The 12468-nt window shown below is 73.5% G+C and carries 12 protein-coding genes; 7 read left to right on the top strand and 5 right to left on the bottom strand.

The window, feature by feature from the left end:
- The first annotated feature begins 1 nt into the window (after position 1).
- Positions 2-2032, top strand: a complete 2031-nt coding sequence (pta, locus tag LCN96_RS31640) for a phosphate acetyltransferase (RefSeq protein WP_225266077.1) — start codon at positions 2-4, stop codon at positions 2030-2032.
- A gap of 115 nt (positions 2033-2147) precedes the next feature.
- Here the strand turns inward: pta and LCN96_RS31635 are convergent, their stop codons facing one another.
- Positions 2148-2816: a TetR/AcrR family transcriptional regulator gene (locus tag LCN96_RS31635; protein ID WP_225266076.1), complete on the bottom strand. Its 669-nt coding sequence runs from the start codon at positions 2814-2816 to the stop codon at positions 2148-2150.
- A 40-nt stretch (positions 2817-2856) separates the two neighbouring features.
- On the opposite strand from LCN96_RS31635, the gene LCN96_RS31630 reads away from it, so the two are divergent.
- Both LCN96_RS31630 and LCN96_RS31625 read left to right on the top strand, forming a co-directional pair.
- On the top strand, positions 2857-3780 hold the full coding sequence (locus tag LCN96_RS31630; RefSeq protein WP_225266075.1) for a saccharopine dehydrogenase NADP-binding domain-containing protein: 924 nt from the start codon (positions 2857-2859) through the stop codon (positions 3778-3780).
- A 138-nt stretch (positions 3781-3918) separates the two neighbouring features.
- Positions 3919-5979 (top strand): FHA domain-containing protein, encoded by a 2061-nt coding sequence (locus LCN96_RS31625; RefSeq protein ID WP_225266074.1) that lies wholly within the window; start codon positions 3919-3921, stop codon positions 5977-5979.
- 21 nt (positions 5980-6000) lie between these two features.
- On the opposite strand, the gene LCN96_RS31620 is transcribed toward LCN96_RS31625, so the two are convergent.
- The gene (locus tag LCN96_RS31620; RefSeq protein ID WP_225266073.1) at positions 6001-6420 is read right to left on the bottom strand and encodes a CoA-binding protein; all 420 of its coding nucleotides are present in this window, start codon (positions 6418-6420) and stop codon (positions 6001-6003) included.
- A 188-nt stretch (positions 6421-6608) separates the two neighbouring features.
- Here LCN96_RS31620 and LCN96_RS31615 point away from each other — a divergent pair, with 188 nt between their 5' ends.
- Positions 6609-6845, top strand: a complete 237-nt coding sequence (locus LCN96_RS31615) for a hypothetical protein (RefSeq protein WP_225266072.1) — start codon at positions 6609-6611, stop codon at positions 6843-6845.
- A 147-nt stretch (positions 6846-6992) separates the two neighbouring features.
- Here the strand turns inward: LCN96_RS31615 and LCN96_RS31610 are convergent, their stop codons facing one another.
- Positions 6993-7919, bottom strand: a complete 927-nt coding sequence (locus tag LCN96_RS31610; RefSeq protein WP_225266071.1) for an alpha/beta hydrolase — start codon at positions 7917-7919, stop codon at positions 6993-6995.
- Positions 7920-8069: 150 nt separating this feature from the next.
- On the opposite strand from LCN96_RS31610, the gene LCN96_RS31605 reads away from it, so the two are divergent.
- Positions 8070-8936, top strand: coding sequence for a helix-turn-helix domain-containing protein (locus LCN96_RS31605; protein WP_225266070.1), 867 nt, complete (start codon positions 8070-8072; stop codon positions 8934-8936).
- Positions 8937-8939: 3 nt separating this feature from the next.
- On the opposite strand, the gene LCN96_RS31600 is transcribed toward LCN96_RS31605, so the two are convergent.
- Positions 8940-9791 (bottom strand): alpha/beta fold hydrolase, encoded by an 852-nt coding sequence (locus LCN96_RS31600; RefSeq protein ID WP_225266069.1) that lies wholly within the window; start codon positions 9789-9791, stop codon positions 8940-8942.
- A gap of 75 nt (positions 9792-9866) precedes the next feature.
- Between LCN96_RS31600 and LCN96_RS31595 the strand changes: the two genes are divergently transcribed.
- Together LCN96_RS31595 and LCN96_RS31590 are read left to right on the top strand one after the other, a co-directional pair.
- The gene (locus tag LCN96_RS31595) at positions 9867-10775 is read left to right on the top strand and encodes an AraC family transcriptional regulator (protein ID WP_225266068.1); all 909 of its coding nucleotides are present in this window, start codon (positions 9867-9869) and stop codon (positions 10773-10775) included.
- A gap of 9 nt (positions 10776-10784) precedes the next feature.
- Positions 10785-11522: a methyltransferase gene (locus LCN96_RS31590; protein WP_225266067.1), complete on the top strand. Its 738-nt coding sequence runs from the start codon at positions 10785-10787 to the stop codon at positions 11520-11522.
- On the opposite strand, the gene LCN96_RS31585 is transcribed toward LCN96_RS31590, so the two are convergent.
- Positions 11511-12443, bottom strand: a complete 933-nt coding sequence (locus LCN96_RS31585; RefSeq protein WP_225266066.1) for a hypothetical protein — start codon at positions 12441-12443, stop codon at positions 11511-11513. The genes LCN96_RS31590 and LCN96_RS31585 overlap by 12 nt on opposite strands.
- Between the last annotated feature and the right edge of the window lie 25 nt (positions 12444-12468).

Here is a 12468-nt window from a genome sequence, read left to right as displayed (position 1 = left end):
CATGACGCGTGCTGTGTACATTGCTGCGGGTGAGGCGGAGAGCAACAAGGGAACCGTCGCCCTGGGTCTGGTGGAGCTGCTGTCCCGGCAGGTGGAGACGGTAGGGGTGTTCCGGCCGGTGGTGCGGGCGGGGCGGGAGGACGCGCTGATCAACACCATCCGGAGCAGGTTCCAGCTCGCCCTGCCGTACGAGGCGTGCGCGGGGGTCACCTACGACGAGGTGCACGCCGATGGGGAGCGCGCGGCCGGGGAGGTGGTGGCCCGGTTCCGGGCGCTGGCCGGGCGGTGTGACGCGGTGGTGGTGGTCGGCACCGACTACACCGACGTGGGGGCGCCGATGGAGTTCGGGTTCAACGCCCGGCTGGCCGCGGATCTCGGCACGCCGGTGCTGAACGTCGTCAGCGGCCGGGGCCGGACGGCGGCGCAGATCGGCGCGGCGGTCGAGCTGTCGGCGCGGGAGCTGGCCCACCACCACGCCCGGGAGCTGGCGGTGGTGGTCACCCGGGCGGCCGGGCCGGTGGCGCCGGCGCATCCGACGCCGGTGTTCGTGCTGCCGGAGACGCCGTCGTTGCGGGCGCCGACGGTGGCCGACCTGCTGGATGCCTGTGAGGGGCGGTTGTATCTGGGGGAGCGGGACGGCCTGGGCCGGGAGGCGAGCGCGCTGATGGTGGGCGCGATGTCGCTGCCGGGCATCCTGGAGCGGCTGACGGAAGGCGCGGCGGTGATCATTCCGTCGGATCGGGCGGCCGCGTTGCTGCCCGGTCTGATCGCGGCGCACAAGGCGCCGGGGTTCGCGGCGTTGTCGGCGGTGGTGCTGACCGGGGGCACGGATCTGCCGGTGCCGGTCGAGCGGTTGCTGCGCGGGATGGCGATTCCGCTGCCGGTGCTGGCCACCGAGCATGACACGTTCGAGACCGCGACCCGGTTGTCGGCGGTGGAGGGCCGGTTCACGCCGGAGGCGGGCGGGAAGATCGACACGGCGGTCCGGTTGTTCGCCGAGCACGTGGACGGCCGGTTGCTGCTGGAGCGGCTCGACATCGCCAAGACCGAGGTGGTGACGCCGCTCATGTTCGAGTACGAGTTGCTGGATCGGGCGCGGGCCCGGCGCCGGCACATCGTGCTGCCGGAGGGGGAGGAGCCGCGGATCCTGCGGGCGGCCGACATCCTGCTGCGCCGGGGGGTGGCGGAGCTGACCCTGCTCGGTGATGAGGAGCGGATCCGGGTGCAGGCCGCTCAGCTCGGTCTGGATCTGGACGCGGCGCGGGTGCTGAGCCCGTTCGATGCGGAGCTGCGTGAGCGGTTCGCCCGCGCCTATGCCGAGGCGCGGGCGCACAAGGGCATGACGGTGGAGCTGGCGCGGGACACGGTGACTGATGTGTCCTATTTCGGCACGTTGATGGTGCACACCGGGATGGCCGACGGCATGGTGTCGGGGGCCATCCACACCACCGCGCACACGATCAGGCCGGCGTTCGAGATCCTGCGGCTGGGGCTCGTCTCCAGCGTGTTCTTCATGTGCCTGGCCGATCGGGTGCTGGTCTACGGTGACTGCGCGGTCAATCCCGATCCGAGTGCCGAGCAACTGGCCGAGATCGCGATCGCCTCGGCGCGTACCGCGGCGTTGTTCGGGGTCGATCCGCGGATCGCGATGTTGTCGTACTCGACGGGTGCCTCGGGGGCGGGGGCGGATGTGGACAAGGTGCGCGCGGCGACCGAGCTGGTCCGCGAGCGGCGGCCGGATCTGCGGGTGGAGGGGCCGATCCAGTACGACGCCGCCGTCGATCCGGCGGTGGCCCGCACCAAGATGCCCGACAGCGAGGTGGCCGGGCGGGCCACCGTGTTCGTGGTGCCGGATCTGAACACCGGCAACAACCTGTACAAGGGTGTGCAGCGCAGTGCGGGGGCGGTGGCGGTGGGGCCGGTGCTGCAGGGGCTGCGCAAGCCTGTCAACGACCTGTCCCGGGGCGCGACCGTGGCCGACATCGTCACCACCGTCGCGGTCACGGCGGCGCAGGTGCGCGACGAGAAGTGATGACGGTCGGCGGGTGGCGCCGGTGGTGGTGCGATCGCCCGCCGTCACCCGCCTGCCGTCACCCGCCTGCCGTCACCCGCCTGCCGTCACCCGCCTGCCGTCAGGCCGCCTGCCGTCACCCGGAGGGCGGCATCGGCCGGGGCAGGGTCGTCAGCATGCCGGTGAGGGCGTCGAGCGCCCAGTCGCGCCACTGCTCGGCGCTCCAGCCACGGCCGTGGACCAGCAGGTTGTAGGTCTCGGGGGAGAGGGTGGCCAGGGCGATGTCGGCCGCGGTCTCCGGCGTGAGCCCGGCACGCAGGGCCGTCTTGCCGGCCAGGGCGTCGGCGAAGACCCGCTGCACGGTCAGACGCTGCCGGACGTTGGTGTCCCAGACCCCCGCGAGGTCGGGGTCGGTGATGGCGGCGCTGCGCACCACGTCCAGCAGCCGTGCCGCGCGCAGGAGGATCTCGGCGGCGCCTGACACCTGGCGGCGCAGCTGCGCCAGCGGGTCGGGGTCGGCGATCGCGGCGCGTGCCCAGGGGCGATCGAGGGTGGGCACGGGCTCGTCGTCGCCGGCCACGGCCACGTCGAGGGCCGCGCTCAGGATGGCCCGCTTGTGGCCGAAGGCGTAGTAGACGGTCTGCTCGCCCACGGCGGCCTCGGCGGCGATGGCGGTGACGCTGGTGGCCGCGTAGCCGTGCGTGGTGAACAGCTCCGTGGCGGCCGCGATGATGCGCGCCTTGGTGGACCTGGCCCGCGCCGCTCGCCCGTCCTCGCTCCGCCGTGGTGATCGTGTCGCGCTCACGGACTTGACTGTAGCAGCACTACGAAAACATTCTTGTGGTGTGACTGCGAAAAGTTCTGCCGGCACGCACACGGTGCTCGTCCTGGGCGGTTACGGCGCGGTCGGCAGGGAGGCCGCCGCCGCGGCTGGCCGCGTACCCCGGCATCCGGGTGATCGTCGCGGGGCGCAACCCGAGCGGGCCCGCGCCGTCTCCGGTGCCACCGCGAAGCGGGTGGACGCCGCCGATCCCGACGAGCTGGGCAGCGCGCTGGAGGGCGTCACCACCGTCCTCATGTGCGCCGAGATCGACAACGCCCGCGTCGCCCGCGCCTGCCTGGAACGCGGCATCCACTACGTGGACGTGTCGGCCTCGCGGCACGTGCTCGCGGCGATCGAGGAGCTCGACGACCTGGCCACGGCCCGCGGCGCCATCGCCGCCCTGAGCGTCGGACTGGTGCCCGGCGTCACCAACCTGCTGGCCGCCGCCCTGAGCGTGAGCCTGGTGGCCGGCGCCCGTGGCGGGCACCGGGACCTGCTCGTCGGCGTCCTGCTCGGCTCGGGGGAGCAGCACGGCGCGGCGGCGATCGCCTGGACGCTGGACGGGCTCGGCGCGCTCGGCCTGGCCTCCGCCCGCACCGGCCTCTGCCTGGACTCCCGCCTCATGACCGGCCTGCTCGCGGCGGCAGGACGGCCGCGCGTCGCCGCCGTGCTGCGCCGCCCCCGGGTGCGCGACCTCCTGGTCAAGCTGCTGGGCAAGGTGCACCTCGGCGGCGACGGCTTCGCGGTGACCGTCGCCCGCGGCCCGGCGCGGGCCGCCTTCAGCGGGCACTCGCAGAGCCGCGCCACCGGGCGTGTCGCGGCGCTCCTCATCCGTGACCTGCCCGCGCTGCCGCCCGGCGTACGGCATCTCGAACAGCTCGTGGACCCGGCGGCCTTCCTGCCGGAGCTCGCCGCGGGAGGGTTCGAGCTGCACCTGCCCAGCTGAATCGCCTCAGCTTTCACAGCCGTCACGACTTCCCGCGAAGTGCGCGCCGCGTGCGTAATTTTCAGCGGTCAATTCCCCGGAACCGGCTCACGCTTGGGGCGCACCGTCAGTCCATGGGCTAGGAAATGGGAGTGACCTATGCCGCCGGTGATCGTGGGGCGTGAGGGCCCGCTGTCCGGACAGAGGTTTCCGATCGACGACCGGCCGATGACGTTCGGCCGCAGGAGCGACAGCCGCATCGTGATCGCCAGCGGCCGCGCCTCGCGCGCGCACGCCGAGGTGCGGTACGAGGCCGGCCGGTACGTGCTGCACGACCTGGGCAGCCGCAACGGCACCCTGGTCAACGGCGTCCGGGTGACCACGCACGAGCTGCGGCCCGGCGACGTGATCGCGATCGGCGACGAGGTGTTCCGCTTCGAGGCGTCCGACGACGTCGAGACCATCATGGACCCGGGGCTGATGCGGGAGATCGGCCGGCGGGCGGCGCGCGCGGTGGACCCCGCCGAGGTCCTGCGCGTCACGGTCAGCGGCGGTGGCCCCGTCGGGCTCGGCTTCGCCCTGCTCCTCGACCACCTCATGGGCGAGCGGGTGGCGATCACCGTGTACGACGGCCGCTGGATGCCCGACGGCGACCGGGTCGTCTGGAAGGGCAAGGAGCAGGGCAACGTCCGGCGGCAGCAGGTGGTCACGGTGCAGAGCCGGCAGTACCTGAACCTGCCGGAGAAGGTGCAGGCGCGGCTGTTCGCCCCGGGCGCGTTCACCGAGATGTGGCCCGCCGGCCCCGACTCCATCCGCGGCCGCAGCCCGCGCAACCTGCGCATCTCCTACATCGAGGACACGCTGCTGGCGATGGCCGGCGAGCGGCCGGGCCGGATCAGGCTGGTCCCCGAGCGGTTCGACCCCGGCGAGCACGGCGAGGCCGCGGCGCGCGACCACGTGCTGGCGATCTGCGAGGGCGGCCGGTCGCGCACCCGCGAGCACTTCGCCGCCAAGTTCGGCAAGGCCGACACCTCCATCTACTCCCTCGACGGCCACCACCTGCGGGACGTCGTCCTGGGCCTGCGGGTCAAGTCCGACCTGCCCGACCCCATGACGGTCCTGCTCACCGTGGCGCAGAACCGTTTCCTGCTGAACGCCCTGCGCGGCGAGGGCTTCCTCAACATGCGGCTCACCGACGCCGAGGCCGAGGAGGTCATCGGCATCGACCCGGTGCGGCACGTGTTCGAGCAGTGCGTGGCCGCCAGCCCGTGCCTGATGGACCGGACCGAGCACGGCGAGTTCCGCTGCTCCACCCACAGCACGCTGTTCCTGCCCGCTCTGGTCAAGGGGTCGGCGCTGTGGGGGCGGGTGATGGAGGGGCTGCGGTTCTTCGGGGTACGGGAGGAGAACCTGAGCGCGGTCACCGCGTTCCGGCTCGACATGGTGCAGCGGCCCCGCTTCACCGCCCAGCTCCACCCGCCCACCTCCGCCACGCCCGGCACGTACGGCTTCCTGCTCGGCGACGCCGCCAACGCCATCCACTTCTGGCCCGGCCGCGGCCTGAACAGCGGGCTGGCCTCGGCCATCTCACTGGCCAGGACGCTCAGCCAGAGCTGGCGGGCCCGGCCGTTCAGGGACGCGGACTTCATCCGGCACGAGGCGGCCATGTCGATGCTGCAGTACCGGCACAAGAGCCGCGCCTGGAAGGCGATGGTGACCACGGACGGGCAGGGGGTCACGCGGGCGATCAAGGACCAGATCGCGGCGGGCATCGCGGAGGCCGCGCAGGACTCCGACCCGCGCAAGGACCTCGACGGGCGCAGGGATTCCGGCACGCGCGGAGATTCGGGCGCGCACAGGGATTCCGGCGCGCACGGGGATTCCGGCGCCCGCTGGGATTCCGGCGCGCGTCAGGACGCCGAGCTGGACGCGCTCATGGGCCGGTTGCGGCAGATCCGCGACCGGCTGGCTCCGCGCATCCCCGGAATGCCGGACGACGCCACGCTCCGGGGGCATCTGCGCGGGCTGAAGGCGGAGACGTTACGGACGTTGCTGATCAGCGGGGCCTGGGACACGCTGATCATGGGGGGTGAGGAGGTCGACATCGACATCTTCTACCGGCAGGACCCGCCGGACGTGCTGGTGTCCACGGCACCGGCGAGCCCGGCGGCGGGGGAGGGGCAGCAGCTAACCAAGGTCATCCGCCGCACCCAGACCTGAACGGCGCACGGCGACGCGGTTTCAGGCGGTGCGGCGCAGGGCCCACTCGACGCCCGGGCAGCGGTCCATCACGACGTCCAGCCCGGCCGCCAGCGCGCGCTCACCGGCCGCCTCGTCGATCACACCCAGGGGCAGCCAGACCGCCCCGGCCCCGATCGCGATGGCCTCGTCGATAGCCTCACCGGCATGCTCGGAACGCCGGTACACGGCCACCACGTCCACCTTGCCCGGCACCTCGGCCAGCGACGCGTAACCCGGCTCACCGAGCACGGCCCCGGCGGCCGGGTGGACGGGAATGATCCGCCGGCCGCGCGACTTGAGCAGGCCCGCCTGGTCGTAGGCCGTCCGGCCCGGGTGGTCGGACAAGCCGACGAAGGCCCACGTGTGCGCCTCGGTCAGGAGCCGCCGGATGACGTCCTGGTCCGCGAAACGGTTTCCCATGTCTCGGCCAACACCCACGAAGGGCCGCGCATTTCCGTCCCGGTGAAACCGCGCACGAGGGTCATGGCCCGATGGTGCATACCTCGTGCCTGACGGGCAGGGGGACGGAGGCGACCCGGCCGCGCGATGGCGTCGCGCCGGGTGGGCAGGGGGATGGATCTGACCGTCGAACGGCTAGGAGGAGACCGATGGATCCGTCGACCCAGGAGACCGGCAAGGTCACCGGTACCCAGGACAAGGACTACAACCTGATCTGGTTCGTCGAGCAGTGCCTGAGCAACGTGCTGCGGCTGGAGAACTACATCGCCGACGCCGAGCGTACGGGCGATCAGGAGCTCGCGAGCTTCTTCCGCCGCGCTCAGGCCGAGAGCCGTAAGGGAGCCGAGCAGGGCAAGGAGCTTCTCGGCAAGCGCCTGCTCAAGTAAGCGACCGGAAGTCTCCCTCGCGAGCGGCCGCCCATGACGGGCGGCCGCTCGCGCTGCGAGGCGATCAGACGCCGGCGATCAGGCGCCGGCGATCAGGCGCCGGCGATCAGGCGCCGGCGATCAGGCGCGGCGGTCAGGCCGTGGCGATCAGGCCGTCCTGCCCAGGTGCTCGCCGAAGAACGCGGCGATCCGCTCGACGGCCGGATCCACGTACTGCTTCCTGTCGTACAGGTCCACATGGCTGGCACCCTCGATCCAGTGCAGCTCCTTCGGCCCGGTCGCCCGCTGGAAGGCCTCGACGCTCATCCACGACGTCACCGCCCGGGTCCCGACGACCATGAGCAGCGGCCGCTGCCCGATCAGCGGCACGGGCGCGAACGCGTCGAAGGAGGCCAGCCTGTCCACGCTGTCCCAGGTCAGCAGACCGGGCGAGCGGGGGTGCCGGCCGCGCTCGGTGCGGTAGTACTCGAAGCCCTCGGCGCCGTGCTCGCCGCCGAGCGCGCGGGCCTGCTCGACCGTCTCGGGGAAGAGGTCCAGCACCGGCGCCTCCTCGCCCCCGGCCGCGACGGTACGGGCGTGCGCCGCGGCGTCCAGCATGCCGAGGTACACCGCCGGGTCCTGCGTGCCGTCGGCCCCCAGCCGGAACTGGCGGGCCACGTCGGCGGCGCTGACGGTGGCGACCGCCTTGACGCGCCGGTCACCGGCGACGGCGGACAGGGCGTACCCGCCCGAGGCGCAGATGCCGAGCATGCCGATGCGGCCGGGATCGGCCTCGCCGCGGGTGGTCAGGAAGCTCACGGCGGCCTTGAGGTCCTCGACGCGCTGCGCCGGGTCCTCCAGGTTGCGCGGCTCGCCGCCGCTCTCGCCCTGGTAGGCCGCGTCGTAGGCGAGCGCGACGAACCCCCGCTCGGCCAGGTGGCGGGCGTACAGGCCGGCGGCCTGCTCCTTGACCCCGGTGCCGGGATGCCCCACGACGATCGCCGGGCGCGGCCCCGCCGCCGGGGCGTCGGGGAGGTGGAGGTGCCCGGCGAGGGGGATGCCGGCGCTGGGGAAGGTGACGTCGATCTTCGACATGGGATGCTCCGTAAGTGTTCGGCCGGCCCGGCTCGGTGCCGGGCACGTGTCCACAGTCGTCGCATCGCGGGGCGGGCAAAAGCGGCGGGTTCTTGCCTGGGAAAGAACCTGCCCCCTCAACCTCGGCACCACAGGTCCGACAATGGAGACATGAGCCCCACATCTGGCCCCGGCGAACTCGGCGCCTTCCTCAAGGCCCGCCGGGCCCAACTGGACCCGCGCGAGCTCGGCCTGCCCGAGCAGGAGTCCCGGCGCAAGGTCGCGGGGCTGCGCCGGGAGGAGGTCGCCCAGCTCGCCGCCATCAGCGTCGACTACTACACGCGGCTGGAGCAGGGCCGCGTCAGGGCGTCCGCCTCGGTGCTCGCCACGCTGGCCCGCGCGCTGCGGCTGGACGAGGACCAGCAGCGCTACCTGTACCAGCTCGCCGGCAAGACCGACGCCCGGCCCCGCAGGCGCCGGCCCGTGCAACGCGTCCGCCCCGCCATGCGGCGCCTGCTCGACCAGCTCACCGCGACCCCCGCCATCGTCCTGGGCAGGCGGCTGGACGTCCTGGAGTGGAACGCCGGCGCCGCCGCCCTCTACACCGACTTCTCCCGGCTGCCCGCCGACCGGCGCAACTACCTGTACCTGCTGTTCACCGACCCGGTCATGCGCGGCATGCACCTGGAGTGGGAGCACGACGCCCGCGACGCCGTCGCCGCCCTGCGCATGGAGTCAGGGGCCGATCCCGACGATCCCGAGCTGGCCCGGCTCGTCGGTGAGCTGTCGGTGCGGGACGCCGACTTCCGTACCTGGTGGGCGGAGCATCGCGTGAACAACGCCGCCTACGGGACGAAGCGCTACCGCCACCCGCTGGTCGGCGACCTCACCCTCGACTGTGACACGTGGAGCAGCCCCGACGGCTCGGGCCAGCGGCTGATGGTCCTCACCGCCGAGCCCGGCACGCCCTCGCACGACGCGTTGCGCATCCTCGCCTCGTGGGGCACCGGGCAGCCCAGCGACAGCCTCACGCGCTGATGGTCAGGTCACCGACGCGGCGGTGAAGTCCAGGAGCAGCGAGGCGGTCGCCGGCGGGTCCTCCAGGATGGGCGAGTGCCCGATGCCGGGCAGCAGCTCGATCGCCGCTCCCGGAACGAGGCCGTAGCCGGCGGCGGAGGAGGAGCGCCAGCGGCGATCATCCGCACCGAAGATCACCAGCAGCGGCTTGCCGAGGGGCGCCAGCCGCTCGGGCAGGGCCCGCTCCCGCAGGTAGCCGGTGGTGCCCGCCATCGTCGCGGCGAGCGTGTGGAAGGTCATCAGCCGCACCTCCCGCAGCAGCTCCGGCGGCACCTCGAACCCGGCCCGGCTGAACCCGGTGCCGGCGAACCGGCGCAGCTGCTCGTCGGTCGGCGGCCACTGCTGGGGGCTGAGCGCGGCGGCGTCCGGCGGCGCGAGGTGGGCGTCCAGGCTGGGGCCGGTGTTGACCAGCGCGAGCGCGGTCACGAGGTCGGGCCGCCGCTCGGCCAGGGCGGTGGCGACCACCCCGCCGCTGGAGTGCCCGACGGCGACGACGCGCGGCACGCCGAGCAGGTCCAGCGCCTCGCCCACCCGGCGTGCCTGGTCCGGGATCGCGTAGCTGCGGTCGCCCGGCTTGGCCGAGCGGCCGTGGCCGAGCAGGTCGATCCGGATGACGCGATGGGCTGCCGTCAGTAGCGGCACGAGCCGGTCCCACGAGCGGACCGAGGCCGCGGACCCGTGGATGAGCAGGAGGGCGGGAGCGTCGCGCGGGCCGTCGAGGCGGACGTGGATCGCGCCGTCGGGCAGGGACAGGGTCAGGCTCTCGGTGGTCGCGGCCGCATCGTCCAGGTGCGGTCCGCCGTCAGAAAGGGTCATGAGGCCACTGTCGCCGCCGGTGCCCGCCGGTGGCTTGGACGAATGTTCCTTCGATCGCCCGCGTAGCATGGTGCCGTGCGCACGTTCTCCCAGGGCGGGGTCGCGTGGGGCGTCGAGTGCCGGCGGCGGCCCAGCCGGGTGGCCGGGGTGACCATGGCCGGGTTCCGGATCGCCGGGCTGGACGCGCTGCGGATGGTCCCGCATCCGGCCGTGACACTGGTGCTGGACTTCGGCGCCGGTTCGCCCGTCCTCGACGGCGGCGCGGGGCCGCGGCAGCGGGGGAGCATCGTCGCCGGGCCGGGGTTCGGGGCCGGGGGGACGGTCTGGGCACGCGGCGAGAACGTCGAGTGCCTCCAGGTACGCCTGTCCCCGGTGATCGCCCGCTCGGTGCTGGGCGTCTCCCCGGCCGAGCTCGACGGCCTGGTGGTGACCGTCGAGGAGCTGTGGGGCCGCCGGGAGACCGAGCGGGTCCGCGAGCGGCTGGCCGCGACCACCTCCTGGCAGGCCCGTTTCGCGCTGACCGACGCGCTGCTCGCCGGCCGCCGCGAGGCGCGGGCGCCGGTGGACCCCGAGGTGGCCTGGGCCTGGGACCGGATCGTCGACGGGCGCGGCCTGGTCAGGGTGGACGGGCTCGCGCAGGAGCTCGGGTGGAGCCGCAAGCGCCTGTGGTCCCGGTTCCGCTCCCAGCTGGGCCTGCGGCCGAAGGCGGCGGCGAAGCTGGTCCGCTTCGATCACGCCGCGCACCGCCTGGTCGCCGGTGCGGGCGCGGCCGGGGTCGCCGCCGACACCGGGTACGCCGACCAGTCCCACCTGCACCGGGACGTCATGGAGTTCACCGGGCTGACCCCCGCCACCGTGGTCGCCGAGCCCTTCCTGGCGGTCGACCACCTCGCCTGGCCCGGCACCGCCCCGATGCGCAGCACGCTCTCACCCGGCCCGCCTCCGCGTCCGGAGCCTCAGCGCGCGGGCCACTCGCTTCCGTAGAGTTCGGGTATGGCCCCCACCGACCCACCCCCGTCCCGGCCGGCCGGCACGTCCTACACCCCGACGCTCTCCGCCGCCGAGGTGGCACGGATCCGCCGGTGGCACGAGCGTGCCTACGAGGCCGCCAAGCGCGAGGCGGGCTCGGGCCAGACGTTCACCTACTTGGGCAGGACCCTGTGGGTGCCGCCCGGCGTGCAGCCGATCACCGGCATGTCGCACCTGATGGGCGAGGCCGTGCTGACCGAGGTCCGCCCCGGCGACCGCGTCCTCGACCTGGGCACCGGCTGCGGCGTCAACGCCGTCCTGGCCGCCTCGGCAGCCGCGGAGGTGCTGGCCGTGGACATCAACCCGCTCGCCGTGGAGACCGCCCGCGACAACGCCGCGCGCAACCACGTGGCCGACCGGGTCGAGGTCCGCCACAGCGACGTGTTCAGCCACGTCGAGGGCCGGTTCGACCTGATCGTCTTCGACCCGCCGTTCCGCTGGTTCGCACCACGCGACCTGTTCGAGGCCGCCACCACCGACGAGGACTACCGGGCGATGACGGCGTTCTTCCGCGACGCCGGACGGCACCTGACCCCCGGCGGGCGCGTGCTGATCGGCTTCGGCACCGCGGGCGACCTGGCCTACCTCGAACGGCTCAGCGACGAGGCGGGCTTCACCAGACAGGTCGTCGCCCACCGTGACCTCGTCAGGGACGGCTGGAAGGTCGACTACTACACCTTCCGCCTGAGCCTAGCGGGCTGACCGCGCCCGGTCCGCCCGCCGGGTCCAGCCGAGGAAGACGCCCTCGGGCGCGTGCGCCGCCAGCGCCGCCGCGATCGAGCCGTGCACGTTCGCCTCGTTGGGCAGGGCGAGGTGGTGCTCGTCCGGCTCGTCGTACAGGGACAGGTCGAGCCGCACCCCCGGATGGCGGCGGACCCCGGCCACGACGGACGCCTCGCCCGCGTACGACAGGGAGACCGAGCGCAGCCTGGACCACGGATGGTCGTTGACGCCCCGCGCGGTGATCACCAGCACGCCCAGCGCCTTGGCCTGGAGATTTATCCGGATATATCCGGCGATGCCGATGACCACCACCAGCACCACGCCCACCATGAACGCGATGTAGTCCGGCGCGTCCGTCCCCCGGTCGGCGGGCAGCGCCGCGCCGATGAGGCCGACCACGACGAGGACGACCGCCGCGACGACCATCATCAGGCAGCCGAACATGCCCCTGTTCTGCCGCAGCGCGACGGCCCGCAGGTCGAAGGCGGTCCCGTCGGGCGGCTGGCGGACCGCCTTCGGCGCGGCGGCCGACTCGCTCCAGCGCCTGACCTCCCCGCGGCCGAGCAGCAGCGCGGCGGCGAGGCCGCACAGGGCGGCGCCCAACCCGGTGAGCTGCGACGGGTGGATCTCGCCGTCGCTCATCCCGACGGCCAGCCCGGCGGCGAGGATCAGGATCGGGCAGATCCCGTAGAGGGCCTTGCGCATCAGCCCGATCGCCATCGGCCCGCCCAGCCAGACCCGGGCGAGCCAGAAGTACCAGACCGCACTCCAGAACACCCCCGCGAAGATCTCGTAGGGGGCGGCGCGGCCCTGCCAGACCAGCACGACGCCGCCGGCGAGGCCGGGCCAGAGGAGCGCGAGCAGGGCGACGGCCAGCCGGTGCGCGAGGGGACGCTGCATGCGCGGAAGCCTAGCGGGGCAACGG

The sequence above is a fragment of the Nonomuraea gerenzanensis genome (assembly GCF_020215645.1).
Lineage (GTDB): Bacteria > Actinomycetota > Actinomycetes > Streptosporangiales > Streptosporangiaceae > Nonomuraea > Nonomuraea gerenzanensis.
The sequence above is the reverse complement of the archived record's forward strand: the minus strand, read 5'-3'. Positions and strand labels throughout refer to the sequence as shown.